The following is a 23,988-nucleotide window of genomic DNA, read 5'->3' on the forward strand; positions in this document are numbered from 1 at the left end:
TTCAAATGATTTTAAACACTTTGACATTTGTAAATAAGCTATAATATAATATCTATCGCTATAGACTTTGATAGGCTCAGTCTACGGAATCTATATTAAATACTAGGTATTCGCCTATTTACTAATATTGATGTTTTTGTATTATAATGTTCTGCGTTATGTAACTTGAGCTTTGGTTAAAAGCGAAAGTATTTCTACAGTTTCTTAAAAAAAATTATTCTAAAAAGTTTCTTCTACAATGTTAATGGAACACTTTTTATGCGACGACGTAGGAGGGAAGCGTAATGTGTGTGGAATGGAATTAAAACAAAAATCATTCAATAAACTTCCCTTTTTTCTGAGCTATCAAAATACCCCAATCAATAATCGTCTTGAGCAATGGAATAAGCGTTTCACCTAATTCTGTAAGTGCATATTCAACTTTTAGTGGTGGCTTTTTGAAATAAGCTTTGCGACTTACCAATCCATCAGCTTCCAATTGTTTTAGTTGCATGCTTAACGTACGTTCATTTAATAAAGGAATTTCTTTTCGCAGTTCATTGTATCTTTTTTTACCAGGAATTAAGTGTGATAATATCACACTTTTCCATTTGCCACCAATCAATTCCATAGACACACTAGCAGGACAACCAAATTGTTTACCAGCCAATTCTATAAGCGGCTTTTTTTCATACAACACTTCTAAATCCAATTTGCCATTATCCTTATATAAGGATTTATTTTCTTTAGTATTCATATAGTTTATTGGTTTTTAAAGCACAAAGATATTAAACTTTACTTTATATAGCAGCTAATATTTTTTTAGTTGTTTTTTGTATGTGTAAAGTGTTAATTTTAAGAATAATAACATGAGTAAAGCTTACTAACCTTTTTGTCCGTTATTGTTTGGTAACCAAACTATATATATATTGTAACTGTAAAAAGTTTAATATAAAATAATAATTATGAAGGCAATAGTATTAGAAAAAGCAGGAGGTGTAGAAAATCTACATGTAAGAGAAATAGAAAAACCCAATATCAAAGAAGATGAAGTTTTAGTAGAAGTAAAAGCAATTTCTATTAACCCTGCCGATGTTAAAGCCAAATCCTCAGACGAAATGCTTACTATGATGTTTGGTTCTAAACGTCCAGTTATTCTTGGTTGGGATATTGCTGGAGTAGTATCTCAAATAGGAAACAATGTGTCCGATTTTAAAATTGGAGACAAAGTTTTTGGAATGGTTAATTTTCCTGGAGTTGCCAATGCGTATGCCGAATTTGTAGCTTCACCTGCAGAACATTTAACCAAAATTCCAGAAAATAGGTCATTCGAAGAATCAGCAGCAACTACTTTAGCCGCTTTAACTGCTCTTCAAATATTGAAAGGAAATATAAAGAAAGGAGATAAAGTTCTTATTCATGGAGGGTCTGGTGGTGTTGGTCATTTTGGCATTCAAATAGCTAAGGCATTGGGTGCTTATGTTATTACCACAGCATCCGCTGAAAATAAAGATTACGTACTTTCTATTGGTGCAGATGAACATGTTGATTATCGCAGTCAAAAATTTCAGGAAGTATTGTCTAACATTGATTTTGTGTTGGATTTATTTGGTGAAGAGTCAATTAAAAAATCCATCAAGGTTTTAAAACCAGGAGGAACTGTTATGTCTACACTTATGCTGCAAGTTCCTGAAAATGTAAAAACTATAGCTGGCGAAGCAAATGTAAGGGTGCAAGGCATTTTGGTAAAATCTAATGGAGAGGACATGAAAACCTTGGCTATGATGTTAGCCGAAGGAAGCCTTAAACCTACAATTCATCAAGTTTTTCCTTTTGAACAGATGAGAAAAGCACATACAACAGTAGAAAAAGGGGGCTTAGTAGGAAAAGTAGTAGTGAAACTATAACAACGAATTACTATAAAAAATGAAATCTATAATCCTAGCAATAATATGTGTAATAACAGTAACGAGTTGCGCAACTAAAAATGATACAATGAACCAATTAGTTATTTTTAATTTGAAGCCAGAAATGGCAAAAGAATTTAAAGAAGCAGCCATTAAAAGTTTACATCTTTCTTTAAAAGAAGAAGGAAATTTAGATATGAAGTTATTTGTGGATGTAAATGATGAAAACATACTTTATGTATATTCTAGATGGAAAAACCAAAAAGTTTATACCTGGCATTCAGATCAAACGTATACAAAAGATCTGCAAAAACTAGCAGCAATCTCTTTAGCAGCTACACCAAAAGTTTTCAAGTTAGGAGAAACAAAGCCATTACCAGCTTACGATACGCAACATAAAAATGTTGAAAATGAGAAAGAAATATTGTTTTTTATTTTCAAATTTAAAGAAGGTTACAAAGAGAAAATAATAGAACAGTTTGAAAACCATATTCTTAACACTCGAAAAGAGTATGGGAATTTACTATTTGATTTATATACCATAGAAGGCGTCAATAATGAACTAGTTGTCTATGAAGAATGGAAGAGCAAATCTGACATTTTTGATATTCATTTTAAACAACCTTATGCTGTTAAAACAGGTGAATTAATGAATGAAGCTGTAATAGGAGATTTGGAGCAGTATATGCATTTTGTAAAGGAAATTAAATAACCAAACATATGAAAAAAGTAATTTTATTAATTACAGTAGTACTAACAATTACTAGTTGTAATACAAAAAATACTAAAACTATTTCCGAAAATAAAGTTGAAGTATCTAAAAAACAAGAAAAATTAGTAGCTGATACTCTTAGGATTTATACTGGGTTAGGAAAAGAATTATTATCAAAAGTTTCTCTACGATATTAATGGAACACTCTTTTTACGAAGCGACGAAAGGAGCGTAGTGGAATGTGTGTGTGAAATGCTAAATAAGTGACTTAATTACTGGTTTGTGAAGTTTTCTAGATATTGAAATTCAAAAGTGATTTTATCTGAAACTGAATATTTTTTTTACTAATAAACCTTTTCTAGTTTCAATTTGGGTGTTTTTATCCAAAGGGTAACTTAATTATCATGTTTTAAATAGTATTCATATTCCTGATTAGTAATGCGCTTATTGTCATTTCCATTAATGTAGCCATATTTATCTTTTAAAAAACCGTATAATTCTGTTTTCTCTATACTTTTTATATCTAAACGCTGAATATTTTTTTCAGAATGATTTTTCAATCTGAGTGTGTCTCCAATAGAATTGTAAACAAATTGTTTATCCTTGAACTATCCTCCAATAATAATATCAATATCCTTATAATTGCCTATATATATTTTTCTGTCTAAATAGAAATAATTGACACCATCTCTTGCCCAAAATGGATGTTCTGGTATAAAATCAAAATTTTGAACTGAGGTAACATTTAATGCCTTTTCTCTATAAAGTATAGTGTTATTGGTTTTAGCATATACATTATAATCGTTAAATACTTTAATGATTTCAAAACTATGGGTTTACCATTGAAATAGACAGTAGATTTATCTTTTTGATAAGGGCCTTCTAAAACCTCAAATGATTCAGAATCTGCCCCAATGATTGGTTTACCTGCATACCATACATTTTGGTTATCTTTTGCAACAATTCCAAAAATTTTAAACTTGTTCCTATTTACATTTTTAAGTTTAATATATACACTTTTACCTGGCCCAGCTGCTGAGGGAAGCCATTCTGGATCGGTTGAATGGTAGTAGCGAATTTCTGATTCTACTTCTTTATAACCTATGGATTGTCCACACCCAAAAAACCCAATAGTAATTATTATAATTACCATTTTGAATATATTTTGAAACACTAATTTCATAACTATTTTTATTTTGATTAAAATTTAAAAACCTGATATAAAGTATGTTTATTTCTTTCTTGCTGTAATAAGTAGTCCAATAATAAAGCCTATTAGCATTCCAATAACAAGGCCAATTATGGCAAACATTGCAGCAGCAATTTCACCACCTTTAGAAAAAGAGCCCATTAATTGAGTTACTTCCCAAGTTCCAAAAAAACCAAGAATCGCACCAGCAATTGTACAACCTAAAGTACCAAATATAATATTAGCAGGTTTTGGCTTTTTAGTTTTTACATTTTCGACTTCATTCTTAGGCTCTTTTTTAGCTTTCAAATAAATAAAACGTAATAATAAGAACAGCACTAAGTACTTTAAAAAGGGATAAACATAATTATTCAGAAACAAAATAAAATCAAAAGCTTTGGTTATTTTATCTACTGGTTTTGGATTGTTATCGTGCTCATATTTATAGAGTTCAGGAATAGAGCTAAAAGGTTGATATCCTTTTTTTATAAGCAAATTTCTAACCACAATACCTTTAGATTTTCTCATTTCACGAGAGATAAGATCAGCAAACCAAAACTGATCACTGGTTTCGTTTTTATTTAAAATTTCTTTTAATTCTAATTTAAAATCTTCGACTTCATTTTCTTTAATTTTGGGAAGATTTATGAGGCTGTCATATTTTTTCTGAGTAAAGTAACTTTTAGTGCTTTTCCGTATATTGTTTTGCAATACAATTTCTTCATTTTTATCTATCAAATGATTGATTAATTCTAATTGACTTTCTGGAGAGTTAGAAGAGATATCACCTTCGTTAATGATGAGTTTATTGTTTCTATTTTCCAGTAAAATTAAATCTAATCCATTAACATAAGTGGTAGATAAGTTCTTGACAATTAATAGTTTTTTACTCTCTGAAATGGGGTAATCAACCTGAACTTTATATGTGATTGTTGAATTATCGTATTTACTAATAATCTTTTTTGTTATAATAGATTGGTCAATAGTTAAAATGTACCTTTCTTTGTTTGATTTTGAATCATAATAATCATATTTATAAACTCCTTGAGGTAAGTTAATTGTTCCAAACCTTTCTTCTAAAACCTTTTTTCTTTTATTTACCAAAGCAAAATTTTTCTCAATTTCTTTTTCAAGAATAATTCTCTTTTTTCTTTTTTCAACTTTTTCATAAAAGTTATTGAACTCTAGTTCTGATTTAAACTGTTTTATTAAATTCTCTTGTTTTAAGGAAATTATTTCTTTTTCTAATTCGAGAACAGCATCAATATAATCTTCACTATTTTTAGCATTTAAATAAACTTCAGTCAATTTCATATACGTATTAAAAGGAACTTTGTTTTTCGCTTTTCTATTCGCGTCAATAGATCTTCTAAGCGCAGCAGACTGTCTTTTAGGGTTTTTATAACTAATATTTAAACCAGCATTAAAAAACACTCTTTCTGCATCACTATAATAACCGTATTTATAATTAGCTTCACCTGCTTTTAAGTACCAAGTAATTAGTTGTTCTTTATCTTTTAACCATTTTGCACCAAAACCATCTGTTCCTCTTAAATAACTAACCATTTGATTCGCCATAAAAGGAATGAATTTTGGGTCTTTTTTTTCAAAATATTTATACGCTTTGGTAAAGTTTATGGTATCTAATTCTTTTTTGTCAGATTTTAAAAAATGTAGATATGAACTTCTGTATAAATAGCGGTTCGTAACATCTTTATTTTTTAGACTGTTGCTAATTTTGCCATATTGTAAAATGAATTTATCAGCTAACTCGAAGTTTTTATTTGAAGTATAAAAACGTACTATTTGATCTAAGCAGTAGGCTTTAGGTAGCCCAATAGTTGTTTTTGATTGATAAGCAGTAAGTAGAGAATCTATATTATTAGAACTAAAACTTCTGCTTTGAGAAATTCCGAATACACTATAAAAGAAAATTACAATTACTAATAAATTTTTGAGGAATTTCATAAAGTGACCTAGTAAAAAGTTGAAGATTATCTTTTAAAAGTACTGAATAAATTAACAAGCCTTTATAAATGCCTTTATTATTGCCATAAAAATGATCTTGTAGATACTATGATGTTACAGGTGATAAATGGTTAAATGGCCTCATAAAATTTTGGTCAAAACAATAGGAGAAATGAGCGTCCATATTTTTGGGGTTTAGTACAACAGTTTCTTAAGTCTTTCAATTATAAAAAAGGTTTCAAAGCAATGTTAACGAGTTACAATGTTTCCTAAAATATAGCGAATGAGCCGTTAATTGTTTCCAAAATTATATGCAGCCCTGTCTGCCGACAGGCAAGACTTGAATTAGCCAACAGCATCAGCTCGCTCAAAAAACTAAAGATTCTCAATCTTTAGTTTTTATGCCGTGTTTCAAGACATTATTTTAAAAGAATTGATTGAGTATCAATTTTTTCAAATACCAATAGTGAGAAAGCATTGAAATGTAAATTGAAACTCTAATTAGAGCATTGACGAGAGTTTTAAAAATTGATTAAGTATCAATTGTTAAAATCTGCGGGTCGATGCGGTTGTAAAATTTATCCTTCTTAAATTTTATACTCTTGCGACAAGCCTACGAGAATTGTCTAAAAACTTTTTTACCGGCTTTGTCATAAATACGAGAATTTCATTAAAAACTAAAATCTTTGCTTTTGGGTACTTCGACAAAAGCTCAGTATAAACTCATGAGAGCGTTGGAAAATTGTGTTTTAAAAAATTATAGCGTCAGCTTAATTATTTTAAATAAAACAATAAAAGTGGCTGATAGCGGCAATTTTACATAATGGCTAATTATAGTTACAAATATTCGTCAATAGTAGCAGAATTAAAATTTTATGGATTGTATTATCCCAAGCACACAATTCAACCAATACCTAAAATGGGTTTGGGCTATTTACACATAATACAAGATTTATAAAATTGATTGAGTATCAATTTTATAAGCTGTGAGTTGATGCGGCTGGGGATAACTTACAAATGGTTTTTAAATACATTGCGTTTGTAAATAGGCTTTAACATAATATCTATCGATATAAAACACTGCGCGTTAATGATATCTATAATTATGTTAAATACTGCGTATTCGTCTATTTACTTATCACCTATATTTGTATTATAATTTACATTATGTTAAATAAGGTTTCTCAGAACATGGCTCCTGAATCATTCTTCAGTAAAAACTACTTTCTAAGAAGCTTATTTTAATTTGCGTGTTTCTCGTCGTAAGAAAATATACGTCACAACTGTGGCACCCACATCAGCAATTGGAAATGCATACCATGCTCCATACACACCAAAATAATTTGGAAGAATCAAAATCAAAGGAATTAGAAAAAAACCTTGTTTGGATAACGTCAGCAATAATGCTGGCACTGCTTTTCCAATAGATTGAAAATAGGCACCGCCAATCATATTCACAGCAATCAATGGCGTTGCTAAAAATATCAATCGCAATGCCGGAACTGTTTGTGCGATCAATTCGGGGTCGTTGGTAAATGCCTGTACTATATATTCAGTCAAGCTCATGATGATTGTAAAAATAATCAAGGCAATCACCGTTGCTGCTTTCATTGATAAGGTTACCAATTCCTTGACACGTCGGTACAACTTGGCTCCGTAGTTATAGCCTAAAATCGGAACTGTTCCTTGCGTAATTCCCAATACCGGGAAATTGGCAAACATCAGCATCCTGCTGGCAATTCCGTATGCTGACAATGACATTTCTCCACCATAAGCAAACAACGTATTGTTCAGCACCACAGATAACAAACTTACTGCTCCTTGTCGGGCTAAAGTTACAGAACCAATGGCTCCAATTTCTTTGATAATAGACCTACTGGGATGAATGCATTTTAAATTTATTTTTATTTGAGAATCTCCTTTGATAAAAAACCACAAAGTGAACAAGGCACTCGCCATGTATGAAATACTGGTAGCCCAAGCGGCTCCTTTGATTCCCATGTCAAACCCTATGATAAATATAGGATCTAGAACAATATTGGTCAAGGCCGGAATTAACAAGGTCAGCATAGCCATTTTAGGATAACCTTCTGCACGAATCACATTATTACTCATCATGGCCCAGGCTAAAAATGGAACTCCGATCAAAGTAATTCCAAAATAATCTCTGGCAGGTTGTAAAATTTCTCCTTTTCCACCAAATGCATTTAAAAACTCATCTTGATATAAAAAACCGAATAACACAAATAACAAAGCCAAACTGAGGGTTAATAGCATTTGATTTCCAAAGACTTTAAAGGCTTTTTGATCATTTTTTTCTCCAAAAGCTCTAGAAATAATAGAAGCTCCTCCTACACCAATAGCCATTCCAATACTAGAAATTAAAAAGGTAATAGGCATCACCACCGTAATGGCCCCAATACCATAAGCGCCTACCCAACGTCCTACAAAAATAGTATCTACAATCCCATATACAGACATCACCAAAATCCCTATGGATGCTGGTATGGATTGTGCTTTTAAAAGTTTGCTTAGCGGTTCAGTACCAAAAATTTCTTTGTTTGTTGTAGCCATGTCTCTGCAAGATACTTGTAATTCTATAAATAACCATTCCCTCAGTATTGAATTTGATTATGGTACAATTGCTAGGATCAGTGTATCGCTATTTTTTGTCCCACTCGCAGCATTGTTTTGGTCGTGATATGATTGCTTTTACATAAATTAGGAATCGATACTTGGTATTTATGAGATATAGAAGAAAGTGTATCTCCTCTTTTTATGATGTGATAGGTGATTTCTGGAGTTGCCATTGTCTGTGCTTCTTCTAAAGTATGACAGATATAAATGTCTGCTTGGCGTCTAGAATTTTGTGTGTATGCTTGTGACCATTTTTTATTGACCCATATTTCTGAAGCTCGAATTTTATTTTCAGGACCGAAATCAAATAGATATTCTGGGTTGATGCAGGTTCCTTGAAAGCGAACTTCTAGGTGTAAATGACTGCCTCTAGCGTTTCCTGAGATGCCTCCTTTTCCAATAATTTGTCCTTTTTTCACAGAATCATTTACTTGAACTAATTGTTTAGATAGGTGCGCGTAAACCGTCTCTAGACCATTGTAATGACGAATTACCACGATATTTCCATGACCGTAGTGCCACTTTACATAACGCACCTTACCTCCCATCATTGCCAGTACTTTATCTCCTGTGTACAAATCGATGTCAATTCCTTTATGAGCACGGCCTCTTCTCCATCCAAAATGTGAGGTCACCACCTTTTTTCTAAGTATGGGAGATGCAAATACACTGTCCTTAAAAGTCAGTTTAAAAGGATATTCTAAGAGGGTATTTTCATAAGGATTAAATCTTGTGGTGATCCAGTTTTCGGCGATATAATCTTTTTCAGGAATCACCACAGGTGCTATGACTATAGGTGTTTTAGAAAATTCTCCCACCACCACTTTTTCTAAAATTTCAATTTCCTTATTGGCTTGAATCATTTTAGAAGCGATATAACCATCATTTTGAGCAAAAGATTGGAACACGACGAATAACAGCGCAAAAACCGTCAAAGGTTTTGTCTTGTCAGAAAAATAAAAACGTGGAGATAACAATAGAGAGAGACTTTTAAATTCAGCCCAAATATAACAACTTTGTTGATAGAGCTTCCTTTTGAATTGTTTCATAAATGTTAAAAAACGAAAATGATTTAAGGTCTAATACACCATATGCCTAGCCTGAGCAAGTGTGCCCTGAGACTATAGAAGGTGTCCTAGTGTGTTCAAGGCATTAACCTTTATTGGTCTTCGTCATCTTTAAAAAAACGCTTCAAACCCATTCGCTTTAGCATCTTTTTTTCCATAGCCCAGAAAAATTTAAACTGACCTACACACCAACCTACGATAGGCAATGTTGTTTGGTAGACTACAAAAATTAAAAGAATACGAATTGGCCAATACACCCAAGCATTGGTGGTTTCATAATCCAAACCAATGGCTTCCGTTAAAGGGCGTGCTATATAAGAAGAAAAAGAACCGTTGATAGAAAAGGCAATAATAATAAAGAAGATATCCCAATTAGACTCTATTCCCCAACGTTGTTTTAGTTTTTCCATTTTCTACTTCTAAATTTGACGGCAAAAATAAACTTTTATCTTAATTCAGCATACTTTTTTAGCAAGATCTCAAATAAATTATGTTACAATTCCTAATTTAGAGAGCAGTAGAAATAAACCGTTTAGTTTAAAAATATTTTTTCTGTGTTGAGCTCCATGCCATCTACTTTTGCTTTTAACAAGTACATTCCTCTAGAAACATCGGAATAATCTATGTCTATGGCCTGTTCAATAGCTGTACGGATGGTGTTTTTAATAAGCTTTCCAGAAAAATCAATCAAAGAAAGTTCTACTAATTCCCCTGTACTTCCCATCAGATTGATTTTTGTGGGTCCCTTTGTAGGATTGGGAAAAATAACAAGAGATCCTGTTATATTGGAAGCAATGGTTCCTTCACATTCTTTTTTTGAATGTATTTCTATCAAGTCCCCAATAGTACCGTTTACATGAAAAAGAAAATCATGCGTCTCTGCAATGACCTCTCGGTTTAAAGAAATAGTAAACGGAGGTGTTCCTTGTAATATATTAATTTCTGTTTTGTTTTGAATTTTTTTGCTCGCAAAGGAAAGTTTTTCTGTAGCACTAATAAAAAATGAATAACACTCTTTGTTAAGTTGTCCTTTGGGAAAAACACATAAATCATAGGTTCCAGGTGTCAAGTCATCTAATATGATCGATGTCTCAAATTCTTTGTCAACTCCATTCAAACTGGCGATACAAGTCACGTCTAAGTCGGTATTGATGGTGATTTTACCATCGTTGTTATCTGGGCATGTTTCGGATTGTGTTTGGATCACAAAAGTTGAATTTCCTTTCACCAAGGGACAGCCGTATTCGTTTACCAAAACCCCCGAGGATGTATTTGGACAGTTATCATAAGCATCTAAAACACCATCTCCATCTGAATCAATACTGGCAATTGGCGTTTCTGTCAAACCGGCTCTAATCAAAAGAGCACCAACGGCACCTTCTTTATTATCAGGGAAATTTACTTCAATAGTATTGATCTCTTTCAGTAAACTTCCAGGGATTTTTATGGATTTCGTAGTCGCGTAATCATCATCACCCGCAATTCTATCCGCGCAATCTTCCAATGGAACCTGTAGTTTTGTACCGTTCAAGGTAATTTCAACCTCTTTAGAAAAGGAAATATCTCTGTCGATTCCTACACGTAATTCTCCATATTTGATTCTATTGAACTCAGGAATTTCTACAGTGAATTCTTTTTTTCCAGAAAAAGCAGTCACAACATCCTTGCTATAATATATCTGTTCATCAATAGATTGTTGCACTTGTATAGGATTCTTGTAGTTTACCATCACCACTAAAGAACCTTGTGGGTCTATGGTTAGCTCTTTTAAATTTTCTCTTACACTCTCTGTCAATACAGGTCTAAAATCTTCTTTTCTTTTGAGTTCTCTTACACTATATCTAACAATAGGGTTTTGTAATAAGTCGTCAATATCGATAGAGATTTCTCCAGCGACATCACTTTGATTGTGTAAAACCAAAATCAATTTGTTGCCGTCTACAAAAGCATGTTGTTGCATATCTGGATCTTCAGAAAAGGATTCTACTCTTCTACCCTGAACGTCTTTAAAAAACTGATAAAAATGGATCAATTTAGATTCAGCGAAATTTTCACTGTTCTTGTCAAAGTTTTCCTTGATCAACAAACTAGAATAATAATACGTATTCCATCCTGAAGTTTCTAAAAGAATAAATGGCACCGTTTTTTCTACCACGTGAGGATGATTCATAAAGGTAAGCGTATTGGCAATCGCACTGTTTACCATTAAAAAGTTGTCAATACTCCTTTTTTCCATTTCATGTTCAAAACCTTCCCCAGGGAAATAAGTATCTGCTAAATAGTCCAAAGCTTGTTGTCTATTGTCTGAGTCAGAGATATACCCACCATGCTCAGAAGCCACATAACTCAATTCTTTTCCGTATTTGTTATAAGTATAAGAAGCCAAAACGTCAAAAACACTTTCCAAAGGCAATCCAGAGGTTACACTACCTATAAATTTTTTATTGTCATGATCCCAACGCATATAATCATAGGTATGGAAGGAATAGAAGTCCAATTCGAAATTGGTTTTGTCAATAAAATCCACAATTTGATTTAAGTTACCAAAACCTTTCTTATAAAAATAAGAAACTGACATACAAGGTCCTCCTACTTTGGTTGGAACATTTAATTCGTCTACTTTAAGTTTTGCTTTTAGATGAAACTCATGAAACCTAGCATCTCCCCAAAACTTCCAGTGAGGTTCGTTTACCAACTCAAAATAAGCAGGTCGTTGAAAGTCCGTATAATTGTACTTTAAAAAATTAGCAACAATCTCTGCAGCCGCATCATTATTAACAGGAAAATGAGTGTCGTGTGTATCCTCTTTAGTATAAGTTTCCATAAAACTAGGATAGGCTGTATGGCGGTCGTGCATCGCTAGATCCTGATTTTCTCCTAGTAGGGTTTTCATAAGATCATAACCTGTATCATTAGGATTCAACTTTGATTTCATATAATCGATATCTGCAAATCCAGGTCTGTTTGCATCCTTTCTAAAAGAATTCCCCCATCGATTCTCAGAATAAACCATTCCCAAGGCTCTTCCCAGAGTCATTTTTAAATCTTTAAAATAATAATTGATTTGCTCGTTGTCTAAACTCTTAACAGCTTCTCTTGAGGAGCCTGCCAAACTGAAGTATTTTTTACGATTAAGATCTAAATGCCCATCAATAGAAGTATTGACGGATGGTGATACTGTCATTTTTATTTTTTGTTGTGCTGTAGACTCTAAAGGAATGCATAAGCAGCATATAAAAACAGCTAAAACCAAGGTGTCTTTAGGATTTAAAAAATTAAAAATGTGGTTGATTGGTTTCATATTGTTCATTTTAGAGGACCAATATAACCTGAGGAATTTATTCTAAAAAGTCAGAATACGATAGTAGCGCTTAATAAGACATTTGTTCTGTCGATACTTTAGGGAGCGTTTCATCAACCATGAATTTAATGGAAAAATGGTTTTGAATCATAAAGACTCAAAACCATTTTATATAAGAATTTGTGGTAATTCTTAGAATGTGTATTTGATTTCAACAACACTCATAACACCTTCAACAATAGTTTTCCATTGTCCAGTGAACTCAGCACCATAAGATGCCGCAATAGAAGCTCCTATTTGTTGAGCTTCGTCATTGCTCCAGATGGGACCAGCGATCACATCTGTTTTGAATTCATTGCTTCCAGATGGTTTTACAGGAAGTTCAACTTCCACTACACTCATTTGTGATTCTACCACTGTGTTCCATTGCCCTGTCCATTTACCTTGGTGTGCAGCTGCGATTTTTGGAGCTTTTTCTTTTGCGTCTTGGTCATTCCATAATGGACCTGCTGGGATGTTTACTTTGTAAGTTGCCATAATAATTTTTTTTTAAAGTTTTCTTACTCTGTTCAATTGGATTTTCAGATACCTCCATTAGAAATCGTAAAGCAACGCAGTAGCTACAGTACGTTAGGTTGATTTCTTTTATCAAAGTTCAGAAAAAGTAGGGATGCTATTTTCAGAAATGCCATAAACGTATGTTAAGATGCTAAAAACGATCCTAAAAAAGGTATAAGACTGAACTACAATGGATTACCATTGTTTTTAGTGAGCTATAAATAAGGATAAAGCTCTCTAAAAGAATTGGTTAGTGGTTTTTAAGGAGTCGATGATTCTAGAATGTTGGGCATAAAAAAAGGTCTGATAAAAATCAGACCTTTGAAACTGTGGGTGGAAGACGGGACTCGAACCCGCGACACTCGGTACCACAAACCGATACTCTAACCAACTGAGCTACAACCACCATGTTTAACGGATGCAAATTTACATTTTTTTTCCAATTTCAAAACATTTTCACAACATATTTACGGGAATAAGTTTACTTTTTGGGCATAAAAAAAGGTCTGTAAAAACAGACCTTTAAAACTGTGGGTGGAAGACGGGACTCGAACCCGCGACACTCGGTACCACAAACCGATACTCTAACCAACTGAGCTACAACCACCATGTTTAACGGCTGCAAATTTACACTATTTCAACAATTGTGCAAGCATTTTTTTTAAATTAAATCATCTAATTTATCAACGGCTACATAACGTTCTGATACAAAACCTTCTGCACTTTCTACCCCAATCAATCTTCCTAGATCATTTGCACGATATAAGACACTATCGATAAAGTTTTTACTGGTTATAGGCGATTCAGGCTCCTTACTATTAGGATCAAAAAATTGAGACGCATACGCTTTGACGGCTTTTGCTTTGACATCCATATAGCCTGTTACATCCACCACAAAATCTGGCTCCATCGGTTGCCACTGTATATAATGATATACTTTTTTAGGTCGCCACGCTTCTTGTGTTTTGCCTTCCAATTCCGTTTCAATCTTTCTAAGTCCAGATAAAAAGCAGGCATCAGAAGCAAGTTTACTCCCCTTTGGATGATCTATATGCCTGTCTTCTGTGGCATTACACAACACCACCTCAGGTTTGTATTTTCTGATGATTTTTATGATTTCTAATTGATGTTCTTTGTCATTGACAAAGAATCCATCTGCAAACGCTAAATTTTCACGTACTGAAACTCCCAATATTTCTGCGGCATCTGCGGCTTCTTTATCTCTAATCTCAGCAGAACCTCTAGTCCCTAACTCACCTCGAGTCAAGTCTAAAATTCCAACTTTTTTTCCATTTGCAATTTCTTTGGCGATCGTCGCACCACAGCTCAATTCAACATCATCAGGATGCGCTCCAATAGCAAGTATATCTAGCTTCATATATTATTCTTTTTCTATCCAAGCAATCATCTCAGGATCGTTTGGTTTTGTTTTTGGGGAAATTACTTTTTCCAACTCCCCTTCTCTATTGATTAAATATTTTTGAAAATTCCATTTGACTTTAGAATCCTCCAAACCATTTTTATTCTTTTCAGTTAAAAAAGAATAGACGTCGTTCTTATCACTTCCTTTCACTTTAATTTTTTGCATCATTGGAAAGGTAACTCCATAATTTTCTTTACAAAAGCTAGAAATCTCCTCAGAGGTCCCAGGTTCTTGCCATAAAAAATCGTTAGAAGGAAAACCAACCACAACCACTCCATCTTTCTCGTAGGTCTCATACAGCTTTTGAAGTCCTTCGTATTGCGGTGTCAAACCACATTTAGAAGCGGTGTTTACGACAATTATTTTTTTCCCTTTTAGAGTGTTAAAATCAAACTCATTTCCTTGTAGGTCTGTGACTTTATATTGGTAAATCTTCTGTGTTTCCTGAGGTAATTCAGCATTGTTTTTATCTGTAAAGTCCACATTTTTTATAACAAAAAAACTAAGGATTGCTAAAAGTCCGTAATACATATATGGGGATTTAATCATTCGCATAATCAAAAGTACAAATTCCTTTCCTAAAAATAGGATTGCTTTGTATATTCGCTGCATGATACCTGTTGTTTTACTTGGTGGTGGAAATTTAGCATTTCATTTGGCACAAACTTTTGCTGAAAGTGAGGAAATTGATTTGCTTCAAGTTTACAATAGAACATTGGCAAATATCGAAGAATTTGAAAAATTTGCTCCTACCACAGATGATCCAGAAAAATTAGTTCCGGCGGCTGTTTATATAATTGCTACGAGTGATAAAGCAATTGCAGAGTTATCGGCTAAACTAAACGATGTTTCTGGTTTGGTAGTGCATACTAGTGGAGCTATGGAGATAAATATCCTGAGTCCTAAGAGAAAGGGAGTTTTGTATCCATTACAATCTTTTACAAAAGATAAAAATGTAAATTTTGAATCCATTCCGTTATGTATTGAAACGGAAGAAACTCAAGATTATGTGCTGTTAGAAAAATTGGCAAAAACGATATCGACAAAAGTGTATCCTATGACTTCTGCTCAGCGAAAGAAATTACATATTGCTGCGGTGTTTGTAAATAATTTTGTGAATTATATGTATGGAATGGGAGAACAAATATGTCAAGATCATGGCATTCCTTTTGAGGTCCTGCTTCCACTGATCAAAGAAACGGCTCAAAAAATGGAAACACTGACTCCAAGCCAAGCGCAAACAGGTCCAGCGAGTAGAAAAGACAAAAAAACAATAGCCTTGCACAAACAAGAGCTGACAAAAGAACAATTAACAATATACAATTTGCTTAGCGAAGCGATTTTAAAAAAGAACAACGATGGAAATAAGTTATAAAGAATTAATGCCTCAGATAGATACCTTTATTTTTGATGTAGATGGTGTGTTGACCAATGGAATTGTTACGATTTTCCCCAATGGAGAGTTGGTGCGTCAGATGAATATTAAAGATGGCTATGCCTTAAAATCTGCGGTAGATGCTGGATTCAAAGTATGTATTATTTCTGGTGGTTCAAATGAAAGTGTAAGAACAAGACTGCAAGATTTAGGGGTGACAGAAATTCATTTAGGGGTTCATGACAAAATTAAAGTTTATGAAGAATTGCTAGAGAAATTCAGTTTGACACCTGAAAATGTATTATATATGGGAGATGATGTTCCTGATTATCCTGTGATGGAAAAAGTAGGTTTTGCCTGTGCTCCTAACGACGCAGCTCCTGAAATTAAAAATATTTCTAAATATATCTCACCTAAAAAAGGCGGAGAAGGTTGCGCTAGAGATGTGATTGAGCAAATTATGCGTGTGCAAGGAAAATGGAAAGGAAAGTTTTATGCCAAGTTTGATTAAGACTGGCTTCTGTTGTTGTTCCATATAGATACCAAAACGTATAATAAAATCACCAAAGGAATGGCAATAAATTGTAAGCTGATCAATAATACAACTGAGGTTCCAAGAAAAATAAACTTATAGTTATTGTCTTTCCAAGAGTAGTTTTTGAATTTTAAAGCGAATAATGGAATCTCAGCATTTAACAAATAAGAACATAAAACTGATAATCCTATCAGTACATAGGCATTTTGTAATATTGTTGTAAAAAAATGAATTTCGCTGTAAGCTAAAATCCAAGGCAATGAAATAATCAACAAAGTGTTGGCAGGTGTTGGTACACCAATAAAGGAAGTACTTTGTCTCGTGTCAATATTAAATTTCGCCAATCGGTAAGCCGATGCTAGAGTAACAAGCAATCCTAAAAATGGAAAAAATTCAAAACCATCTTTTTGAAACAAATTTTCTATGGATGAATTTGTAGTCGCTCTTAATATCAACTGAAATAGAATAATACCAGGTACCAAACCAGAAGTCACCATGTCCGCTAAGGAGTCTAGTTGTTTTCCTAGCTCTCCTTGAACATTAAATATTCTGGCAGCAAAGCCATCAAAAAAGTCAAATACAATTCCAAGAACTACAAATACTCCTGCCAATTCTAATTCTCCGAACACGGCATAAAAAACTGCGATGATTCCTGATAATAGATTCAACAACGTAATAGTATTTGGAATGTGTTTTTGAATGTTCATTATATTTTTTTTGTAAAAATAGACATTCCTAATAAATACAGAATGATAATGATTCAAAGTTTTTGCGCTTCAAAAAATAATAAGAGTGAATGCAATAATCTAAAGATATTCTCTAGTATCTTTGCTATAATTACAGATATATGCCACTGATACACTCTTCATTTTCTGCCAAATTTCCTTTTACGAGTAAGCATTTTAGTACCATGTACCGAACCGTTTTTACAAGGCCTACGGCTCAGTTTATCAGAAGACGTATCGAAACTCCAGATGGTGATTTTTTAGATTTGGATTTTTCAAGTTGTCATTCCAAAAATGCCGTACTGATGATCCATGGATTGGAAGGAAGTTCTGATTCTAAATATGTTTTGGCGACTACCTCTTTTCTTAGCTCAAATAATTATGATGTGATTGTGATCAATTTAAGAGGATGCAGCGGTGAATTGAATAAAAAATTCAAAGCCTATCATACTGGTGAAACTGGAGATTTACATTTTGTTCTAGATTTTTTGACTCAGAATTATGATTATGCAACTATCTCTTTGTTAGGATTTAGTTTGGGTGGAAACGTAGTGTTGAAATACGCGGGTGAACAAAAGGGGAATTTGAATCCTCTAGTGGACAAAATAATTTCAATCTCCCCTCCTTGCGATTTAAAAGGAGCGTCTATGGTGCTATCGAAAAAAAGCAATATCATTTATATGAAACGTTTTTTAAAAACGTTAGTATCTAAAGCTTTGCAAAAAGCAGTAATGTTTCCAGAACAAGAATTGGATACAGAAAAGTTGGTTAAAGCTGCGAATTTTGCTGATTTTGATTCCTTATTCACAGCGCCATCATTCGGGTTTAAAGATGAAGAGGACTATTGGGGAAAAGCCAGTTGCAAACCTTTTTTAAAGGATATTCAAGTCAAAAGTTATTTGTTAACTGCTAAGAATGATCCTTTTTTATCAGAGTCCTGTTTTCCTGTTGAAATTGCTAAAAAAAGTAATTATTTACATTTGGAGCTTACAGAGAAAGGAGGACATATTGGTTTTGTGAAATCAATAACAAAAAGAAACGACCAATGGTTTGAGAAAAAGATTTTGAATTATTTAAAGGATTAAGAGTATTGGTTTAAATACTCACAAGAAATACAATATATTTGCATATGACGCTTTATGCGTACCAAAAGAATACTATCAATTGAGAAAAATAACCTTCATTATATTCCTTTTTGTTGTAACTAATACTATCGTTGCACAAACCACTCGTAAGTATTCCAATGAGTTTTTAAACATTGGTGTAGATGCGGCTGCTTTGGGTATGAGTAAATCTGTGACGGCTACTTCTTCTGACGTAAATTCTATTTATTGGAACCCAGCCGGTTTATCAAAAATCAAAGTGAGTCAAGGTGCTTTGATGCATACCTCCCACTTTGCCGGAATAGCCAATTATGATTATGCAGCTGTTGCTTTGGCTCCTAAAGAAGAAGATGGATTGGTTTTGGCTTTTTCTGTGATTCGTTTTGGGGTGGATGATATATTGAATACAACGCAATTAATTGATAACAACGGAAATATTGATTTTAATAGAGTCAGTCTTTTTTCTGCTGCTGATTATGCCTTTACCTTTGGTGTAGCCAAAGAAATAAAATCTGTTAAAGGTTTGAGTATAGGATTGAACGCAAAAATTATTCGTAGAACCATTGGTGAATTTGCATCCTCTTGGGGATTTGGAATTGATGCTGCTGCACAATACAGTATTCAAAAATGGCAGTTTGGTTTGATGGTGAGAGATATAACAACAACCGTAAATACATGGACCATAGACTCAGAGGGTTTTGAGGCTATTAAAAATGCTATCCCTGGTCAGAATGACGAGCTCCCTACAACAACAGAATTAACGATTCCTAAAGTGCATTTGGGGATTGCTAGAAGTTTTGATTTTAAAAACAAAGATTTTCAATTATTGACAGAAGTAGATTTTCACACAAGATTTGCACAAACAAATGATATCATCTCAAATGAATCTTTTAGTATTGATCCTTCTTTAGGTTTTCAATTGGATTATCAAAAATTAGTGTTTTTGAGATTGGGGGTTGGAAATTTTCAAAATATCAATGAATTTGATGATACTACTTCACTTAGTTTTCAGCCTAATATCGGTCTTGGTTTTAGTTATCATGGAATTCAAGTGGATTATGCACTTTCAAATATAGCAAGTACCGGAAATGCATTGTACTCCAATACATTTTCTATAAAAGTAGATTTCGATTTTATGAAACCTAGAAAACAAAAATAATAGCATGAAAAAATTAGTACTGGCGATAGCGTCAGGGTTACTTCTAGCCGTTTCCTGGCCAACCTATGGTTTTCCGTTATTTTTATTTATTGCTTTTGTTCCTTTATTAGTTCTTGAGAAAAGTTTAAGGGAGAGTACTGTAAAAAAATCAAACCTGAAAATACTTGGATTTTCTTACATTACATTTTTAATTTTCAATGCCATAACTACTTGGTGGTTGTATTATGCAACGCCTTTTGGAATGTATTTTGCCGTTTTTGCAAATGCTTTGTTAATGAGTATTGTTTTTCTGCTATACCATATCATCGCAAAGAAAATATCTCAAAAATTGAGTTTATGGATGTTGGTTTGTTTATGGATCGGTTTCGAGAAATTTCATTTGAACTGGGAATTGTCATGGCCTTGGTTGAATTTAGGAAATGGATTTTCTGAATACTACAAGTGGGTACAATGGTATGAGTACACTGGAACTTTTGGTGGTACCTTATGGATATGGATTGTAAATATTTTATTTTTCTACGGATGTATCGATTTTCAAAAACACAGAAACAGAAAGCTTTTTATCAAATCTAGCTTACTACCTATTGTTGTTATTGTGATTGGGGTATTTTCTTCTTTATACATCTACCATAGCTTTAAAGAATCGGAAGAAAAAGTCAATGTAATTGTACTGCAACCCAACGTTGATCCTTATACAGAGAAGTATAAAACGACCAATGATGGTATGGCGCAGGATTTAATTGACTTAGCCAAAACAAAATTAGATTCTAATAATTATTTTGTAATTGCACCGGAAACAACGCTTTCAAAACCTGTGCAATTGGATAAGTTTAAAAGAACTAAGGCATACTATAAACTAAATAGTTTTGTGCTTTCTAATAGGAACGTAGCCTTTTTATCAGGAATTACTTTTTACGATAGTTTTGATGCCGACCAAAAGCCGAATGCTACGGCTAACTATTTTAGAAATAGTGAAAATTGGTACAATAGCTACAATTCTTCCTTTTTTCTAAAAGCTAAAAAGGAATTTGAATATTATCACAAATCTAAGTTGGTTGTAGGCGTAGAACATATTCCTTACAGAAACGTCATTTCTCCTTTATTAGGTGGTTATATGATTGACTTAGGGGGATCGATTTCAACACTTACCACTCAAGAAAATAGAGAGGTGTTTACAAACGATGTAAATACATTGGCCCCGGTTATTTGTTATGAATCCGTTTATGGCGAGTATGTCACAGACTATGTGAAAATGGGAGCCGACTTTTTAGCAATCATCACAAATGATGGTTGGTGGAGCACGAGTCAAGGACACAAGCAGCATTTAAGCTTGGCTAGATTGAGAGCGATTGAAAATAGACGTAGTATCGCAAGATCTGCCAACACGGGAATATCTGCCCTTATCAATCAAAAAGGAGATATAATGCAAAGTATTCCTTATGGAGAAAAAGGAGCTTTAAAAGGTTCAATTAGAACAAGCAAGCATACTACCTATTATACTGATCAAGGTGATTATATTTTTAGAATTGCCATGTTGGTGCTTGTAATTGTTTTACTGACTTCCTTTACCAAAAGAAAACAGCGCTTATAATAGTTTGTATACCTAAAAACTTAAAGTCCTTATTTTTTATGAATAAGGACTTTTTTTTGATCGATAAATTAAATTTCTGCGTTCTTTTTGTGATTTTTTACTTTCATGAATTTATCTGGTGGTCTGTTTTGTACAGATAATTATTTTTGAAAGAACAACTAATGCTCTTTTTAGTATATTTACTTACGAACCAAACCAAATTGCATGAAATATTTTTTAGTAATACCCCTGCTATTCCTAACTATTTGCACGTATAGTCAAAAAGAAATTTATTCAAAGAAAGACAGTCTACGTGGTGGATTTAACGAAAACAGAAGTTGGTGGGATTTACAGAAATACGAGTTAGATATTAAGGTTGACATCAAAGGAAAATCCATTTCGGGGAAAAACAAGGTTTTGTATAAAGTACTACGGGAGGCTAATATTATGCAAATCGATCTTCAAAAACCTATGCATATTTCAACGATTTCACAAGATGGTGAGAAGTTAGCATTCAAAAATCAAGGAGCCATTTATTGGATAGAATTAAAGAAAAAGCAATATGTAGATTCGATCAATTCTCTTGACATTGTATTTAGTGGTGTGCCCAAAGAAACGACGAAAGCACCTTGGGAAGGAGGATTTACTTGGGGAAAGGATTCTAATGGAATTGATTTTATTGCTACTGCTTGTCAAGGAGATGGCGCAAGTTTATGGTGGCCTTGTAAAGACCATCTTGCAGACGAACCAAATTTGGGAATAGATTTGTCATATACCGTCCCTGAAAACCTTGTGGCTGTAGGAAATGGACGTTTGGTAAAAACAGATTACGATAGTATCCAACAGGCGAAAACTTATCATTGGAAAGTAGTCAATCCAATAAACAACTATGCTGTTCAAATGTCGATTGGGAATTATGTTTCCTATGCTAATACCTACCAAGGAGAAGCTGGAGATTTGTATTGTGACTACTATGTGTTAAAGCAAAATTTCTACAAAGCGAAAAAACAGTTCCAACAGGTAGATAAAATGCTCGAGGCTTTTGAATTTTGGTTTGGACCATATCCTTTTTATGAGGATGGCTATAAATTGGTAGAAGTCCCTTATTTGGGCATGGAGCATCAAAGTGCGGTTAGTTATGGGAATAACTATGAAAACGGTTACCTGGGCACTGATTTAAGTGGCTCCGGCTGGGGACTGAAGTTTGATTTTATTATTATTCATGAGTCGGGACATGAGTGGTTTGGGAATAATATCACTAACAAAGATATTGCGGATATGTGGATTCATGAATCCTTTACAAATTATTCTGAAGTGATGTATTTAGATTATCTATATGGATTGAAAGCAGGAAATGCCTATGTACAAGGAATTAGAAAAAACATTAAGAATGACAAACCAATAATTGGTACTTATGGAGTGAATCAAAGAGGCTCTGATGATATGTATTACAAAGGAGCCAATATGTTACATACCATACGATATGTCATTGGAAACGAAGGGACTTGGAGATTGTTGCTTAGAGGTTTGAATCATAAATTTTACCATCAAACGGTTACAACGAAAGAGATTGAAAACTATATTTCTGAATTTACAAAAATAGATTTCTCTACCGTTTTTGATCAGTATTTGAGAACCACCCAGATTCCGACCTTAGAGTATAAAGTTGGTAAAAAGTTTATAAAAGTGCGTTGGTCTAATTGTGTTCCTGACTTACATTTACCCGTACGGATTTATATCAATAACATTCAATATGTTATCAAACCAACATCAAAATGGGAAAAAACAAAATTCAACGTAAAAATAGAGACTTTTGATGTAGATCAAAATTACTATATCAACACCAAAGAAGTCGATTGATTATTTGTATTTCGCAGCTAGTCTTTCTGCTTCTGGAATAAACGCCTGTAATTCTTTGATTCTAGTATCATTGGATGGATGTGTGCTCATAAATTCAGGTGTAGAGCTAGATCCCGTTTCTTTCATACGTTTCCATACATTTACGGCTTCTTCTGGATTGTATCCAGCCATGATCATAAAAACCATTCCTAGTTTATCTGCTTCTGTTTCATGTTGACGACTAAATTTTAACATACCAAGTTGAGATCCTAAACCATAGGCCATGTTCCACATCAACTGTTCTTCTGTTTCTTGTCCTGAACTTCCGGCAGCTACAGCAACGGCACCAATTTGCTGTACTTGCTGAGATGACATTCTTTCTTGACCGTGTTTTGCAAAAGCATGGGCTACCTCATGACCCATAATAGCAGCAATACCATCAGTGTTTTTTGCAATAGGTAAAATTCCGGTATAAAAAACAACTTTTCCACCTGGCATACACCAAGCATTCATCGTTTCGTCTTGAACTAAATTGAACTCCCATTCATAACTATCCGCTTCTTTGTTCATGTGATTCTCTCTCATGAATTTTGTCACAGCTATTGAGATTCTCTCCCCTACTTCAGAAATTTCATCTGATTGTTCTTTGTTACTTGATAAAGTGTTTTCTTCTAAGAATGATTTATATTGAGCAAAACTCATTGGTAAAACTTCTTCGTCTGAGACAAAATTAAGTCTTTTTCTACCTGTAATTGGAACCGTAGAACAGCTGATAACAATGAATAGAATAGATAAAAGAGAACAATAAAACTTCATGATATTTTTTTTAACTTTGAATTACAAATATAGAATTTAGTTAATGAATCACAGTTGTAAGTGATTAAAATTTATCTCGTCTATTTTTAAAACTTATCGAAATGAAATACTTTATATTTATCCTT

General features: G+C 33.3%; 21 protein-coding genes and 2 tRNA genes. 9 read left to right on the plus strand and 14 right to left on the minus strand.

What is annotated here, in order from left to right; genetic code table 11:
• Positions 1 to 313: 313 nt before the first annotated feature.
• Positions 314 to 736 carry a helix-turn-helix domain-containing protein gene (locus tag P8H68_RS14305; protein WP_300326686.1) on the minus strand — a complete coding sequence of 141 codons (423 nt, stop codon included), beginning with the start codon at positions 734 to 736 and terminating at the stop codon, positions 314 to 316.
• Positions 737 to 944: 208 nt separating this feature from the next.
• On the opposite strand from P8H68_RS14305, the gene P8H68_RS14310 reads away from it, so the two are divergent.
• From P8H68_RS14310 to P8H68_RS14320, 3 genes are all read left to right on the plus strand, one after another.
• On the plus strand, positions 945 to 1,886 hold the full coding sequence (locus P8H68_RS14310) for an NADP-dependent oxidoreductase (RefSeq protein ID WP_300326689.1): 942 nt from the start codon (positions 945 to 947) through the stop codon (positions 1,884 to 1,886).
• Between the two features lie 88 nt (positions 1,887 to 1,974).
• Entirely contained in the window at positions 1,975 to 2,598 is a 624-nt protein-coding gene (locus P8H68_RS14315) for an antibiotic biosynthesis monooxygenase (protein WP_300326692.1), read from the plus strand.
• A gap of 8 nt (positions 2,599 to 2,606) precedes the next feature.
• Positions 2,607 to 2,795 (plus strand): hypothetical protein, encoded by a 189-nt coding sequence (locus P8H68_RS14320; protein ID WP_300326695.1) that lies wholly within the window; start codon positions 2,607 to 2,609, stop codon positions 2,793 to 2,795.
• A 548-nt stretch (positions 2,796 to 3,343) separates the two neighbouring features.
• Here P8H68_RS14320 and P8H68_RS14325 read toward each other — a convergent pair.
• The 11 genes from P8H68_RS14325 to P8H68_RS14375 form a co-directional block, all read right to left on the minus strand.
• Positions 3,344 to 3,781, minus strand: coding sequence for a DKNYY domain-containing protein (locus P8H68_RS14325; protein ID WP_300326698.1), 438 nt, complete (start codon positions 3,779 to 3,781; stop codon positions 3,344 to 3,346).
• Positions 3,782 to 3,829: 48 nt separating this feature from the next.
• Positions 3,830 to 5,353, minus strand: coding sequence for a hypothetical protein (locus P8H68_RS14330; RefSeq protein WP_300326701.1), 1,524 nt, complete (start codon positions 5,351 to 5,353; stop codon positions 3,830 to 3,832).
• Positions 5,354 to 6,991: 1,638 nt separating this feature from the next.
• Complete coding sequence (locus P8H68_RS14335; protein WP_300326704.1) at positions 6,992 to 8,329, minus strand: MATE family efflux transporter; 1,338 nt, start codon at positions 8,327 to 8,329, stop codon at positions 6,992 to 6,994.
• Between the two features lie 77 nt (positions 8,330 to 8,406).
• Positions 8,407 to 9,327 (minus strand): peptidoglycan DD-metalloendopeptidase family protein, encoded by a 921-nt coding sequence (locus P8H68_RS14340; protein WP_300326707.1) that lies wholly within the window; start codon positions 9,325 to 9,327, stop codon positions 8,407 to 8,409.
• Between the two features lie 224 nt (positions 9,328 to 9,551).
• A complete protein-coding gene (locus P8H68_RS14345) occupies positions 9,552 to 9,869 on the minus strand; it encodes a DUF6787 family protein (protein WP_300326710.1) in 318 nt (105 codons plus the stop codon).
• Positions 9,870 to 9,991: 122 nt separating this feature from the next.
• Entirely contained in the window at positions 9,992 to 12,760 is a 2,769-nt protein-coding gene (locus tag P8H68_RS14350; protein WP_300326713.1) for a T9SS type A sorting domain-containing protein, read from the minus strand.
• A gap of 192 nt (positions 12,761 to 12,952) precedes the next feature.
• Positions 12,953 to 13,297 (minus strand): mannan-binding lectin, encoded by a 345-nt coding sequence (locus tag P8H68_RS14355; protein WP_300326716.1) that lies wholly within the window; start codon positions 13,295 to 13,297, stop codon positions 12,953 to 12,955.
• A 352-nt stretch (positions 13,298 to 13,649) separates the two neighbouring features.
• Positions 13,650 to 13,725 (minus strand) — tRNA-His (locus P8H68_RS14360).
• Between the two features lie 125 nt (positions 13,726 to 13,850).
• Positions 13,851 to 13,926, minus strand: a tRNA-His gene (locus tag P8H68_RS14365).
• A 53-nt stretch (positions 13,927 to 13,979) separates the two neighbouring features.
• Complete coding sequence (gene bshB1, locus P8H68_RS14370) at positions 13,980 to 14,696, minus strand: bacillithiol biosynthesis deacetylase BshB1 (protein WP_300326719.1); 717 nt, start codon at positions 14,694 to 14,696, stop codon at positions 13,980 to 13,982.
• Between the two features lie 3 nt (positions 14,697 to 14,699).
• Positions 14,700 to 15,290 (minus strand): glutathione peroxidase, encoded by a 591-nt coding sequence (locus tag P8H68_RS14375; RefSeq protein ID WP_300326743.1) that lies wholly within the window; start codon positions 15,288 to 15,290, stop codon positions 14,700 to 14,702.
• 61 nt (positions 15,291 to 15,351) lie between these two features.
• On the opposite strand from P8H68_RS14375, the gene P8H68_RS14380 reads away from it, so the two are divergent.
• Positions 15,352 to 16,116 carry a DUF2520 domain-containing protein gene (locus P8H68_RS14380; RefSeq protein ID WP_300326722.1) on the plus strand — a complete coding sequence of 255 codons (765 nt, stop codon included), beginning with the start codon at positions 15,352 to 15,354 and terminating at the stop codon, positions 16,114 to 16,116.
• Complete coding sequence (locus P8H68_RS14385; protein ID WP_300326725.1) at positions 16,100 to 16,627, plus strand: HAD family hydrolase; 528 nt, start codon at positions 16,100 to 16,102, stop codon at positions 16,625 to 16,627. The genes P8H68_RS14380 and P8H68_RS14385 overlap by 17 nt, the downstream gene beginning before the upstream one ends.
• On the opposite strand, the gene P8H68_RS14390 is transcribed toward P8H68_RS14385, so the two are convergent.
• Positions 16,624 to 17,358, minus strand: coding sequence for a CDP-alcohol phosphatidyltransferase family protein (locus tag P8H68_RS14390; RefSeq protein WP_366144959.1), 735 nt, complete (start codon positions 17,356 to 17,358; stop codon positions 16,624 to 16,626). The two genes, P8H68_RS14385 and P8H68_RS14390, sit on opposite strands and share 4 nt — an antisense overlap.
• 140 nt (positions 17,359 to 17,498) lie before the next feature.
• Between P8H68_RS14390 and P8H68_RS14395 the strand changes: the two genes are divergently transcribed.
• The 4 genes from P8H68_RS14395 to P8H68_RS14410 all read left to right on the plus strand — a co-directional run bounded on the left by P8H68_RS14395 (position 17,499) and on the right by P8H68_RS14410 (position 23,068).
• Complete coding sequence (locus P8H68_RS14395) at positions 17,499 to 18,461, plus strand: alpha/beta fold hydrolase (RefSeq protein ID WP_300326729.1); 963 nt, start codon at positions 17,499 to 17,501, stop codon at positions 18,459 to 18,461.
• Between the two features lie 79 nt (positions 18,462 to 18,540).
• Positions 18,541 to 19,638: a PorV/PorQ family protein gene (locus P8H68_RS14400; protein ID WP_300326732.1), complete on the plus strand. Its 1,098-nt coding sequence runs from the start codon at positions 18,541 to 18,543 to the stop codon at positions 19,636 to 19,638.
• Between the two features lie 4 nt (positions 19,639 to 19,642).
• Positions 19,643 to 21,229, plus strand: a complete 1,587-nt coding sequence (lnt, locus tag P8H68_RS14405) for an apolipoprotein N-acyltransferase (protein WP_300326735.1) — start codon at positions 19,643 to 19,645, stop codon at positions 21,227 to 21,229.
• 204 nt (positions 21,230 to 21,433) lie between these two features.
• A complete protein-coding gene (locus P8H68_RS14410) occupies positions 21,434 to 23,068 on the plus strand; it encodes a M1 family metallopeptidase (RefSeq protein WP_300326737.1) in 1,635 nt (544 codons plus the stop codon).
• Here P8H68_RS14410 and P8H68_RS14415 read toward each other — a convergent pair whose 3' ends face one another.
• The gene (locus P8H68_RS14415; RefSeq protein ID WP_300326740.1) at positions 23,069 to 23,863 is read right to left on the minus strand and encodes a M48 family metallopeptidase; all 795 of its coding nucleotides are present in this window, start codon (positions 23,861 to 23,863) and stop codon (positions 23,069 to 23,071) included.
• Between the last annotated feature and the right edge of the window lie 125 nt (positions 23,864 to 23,988).

The organism is Flavicella sp. (genome assembly GCF_029238425.1).
Taxonomy (GTDB): Bacteria; Bacteroidota; Bacteroidia; order Flavobacteriales; family Flavobacteriaceae; genus Flavicella.

Excerpts from the sequence above, each read along its gene's own strand:
- P8H68_RS14330 (WP_300326701.1), bottom strand. The coding sequence starts at position 5,353 with ATGGTTAGTTATTTAAGAGGAACAGATGGTTTTGGTGCAAAATGGTTA.
- P8H68_RS14335 (WP_300326704.1), bottom strand. The coding sequence starts at position 8,329 with ATGGCTACAACAAACAAAGAAATTTTTGGTACTGAACCGCTAAGCAAA.
- P8H68_RS14350 (WP_300326713.1), bottom strand. The coding sequence starts at position 12,760 with ATGAAACCAATCAACCACATTTTTAATTTTTTAAATCCTAAAGACACC.
- P8H68_RS14305 (WP_300326686.1), bottom strand. The coding sequence starts at position 736 with ATGAATACTAAAGAAAATAAATCCTTATATAAGGATAATGGCAAATTG.
- P8H68_RS14385 (WP_300326725.1), top strand. The coding sequence starts at position 16,100 with ATGGAAATAAGTTATAAAGAATTAATGCCTCAGATAGATACCTTTATT.
- lnt (WP_300326735.1), top strand. The coding sequence starts at position 19,643 with ATGAAAAAATTAGTACTGGCGATAGCGTCAGGGTTACTTCTAGCCGTT.
- bshB1 (WP_300326719.1), bottom strand. The coding sequence starts at position 14,696 with ATGAAGCTAGATATACTTGCTATTGGAGCGCATCCTGATGATGTTGAA.
- P8H68_RS14320 (WP_300326695.1), top strand. The coding sequence starts at position 2,607 with ATGAAAAAAGTAATTTTATTAATTACAGTAGTACTAACAATTACTAGT.
- P8H68_RS14355 (WP_300326716.1), bottom strand. The coding sequence starts at position 13,297 with ATGGCAACTTACAAAGTAAACATCCCAGCAGGTCCATTATGGAATGAC.
- P8H68_RS14380 (WP_300326722.1), top strand. The coding sequence starts at position 15,352 with ATGATACCTGTTGTTTTACTTGGTGGTGGAAATTTAGCATTTCATTTG.
- P8H68_RS14310 (WP_300326689.1), top strand. The coding sequence starts at position 945 with ATGAAGGCAATAGTATTAGAAAAAGCAGGAGGTGTAGAAAATCTACAT.
- P8H68_RS14390 (WP_366144959.1), bottom strand. The coding sequence starts at position 17,358 with ATGAACATTCAAAAACACATTCCAAATACTATTACGTTGTTGAATCTA.
- P8H68_RS14315 (WP_300326692.1), top strand. The coding sequence starts at position 1,975 with ATGAACCAATTAGTTATTTTTAATTTGAAGCCAGAAATGGCAAAAGAA.
- P8H68_RS14345 (WP_300326710.1), bottom strand. The coding sequence starts at position 9,869 with ATGGAAAAACTAAAACAACGTTGGGGAATAGAGTCTAATTGGGATATC.
- P8H68_RS14415 (WP_300326740.1), bottom strand. The coding sequence starts at position 23,863 with ATGAAGTTTTATTGTTCTCTTTTATCTATTCTATTCATTGTTATCAGC.
- P8H68_RS14410 (WP_300326737.1), top strand. The coding sequence starts at position 21,434 with ATGAAATATTTTTTAGTAATACCCCTGCTATTCCTAACTATTTGCACG.
- P8H68_RS14375 (WP_300326743.1), bottom strand. The coding sequence starts at position 15,290 with ATGATTAAATCCCCATATATGTATTACGGACTTTTAGCAATCCTTAGT.
- P8H68_RS14395 (WP_300326729.1), top strand. The coding sequence starts at position 17,499 with ATGCCACTGATACACTCTTCATTTTCTGCCAAATTTCCTTTTACGAGT.
- P8H68_RS14325 (WP_300326698.1), bottom strand. The coding sequence starts at position 3,781 with ATGAAATTAGTGTTTCAAAATATATTCAAAATGGTAATTATAATAATT.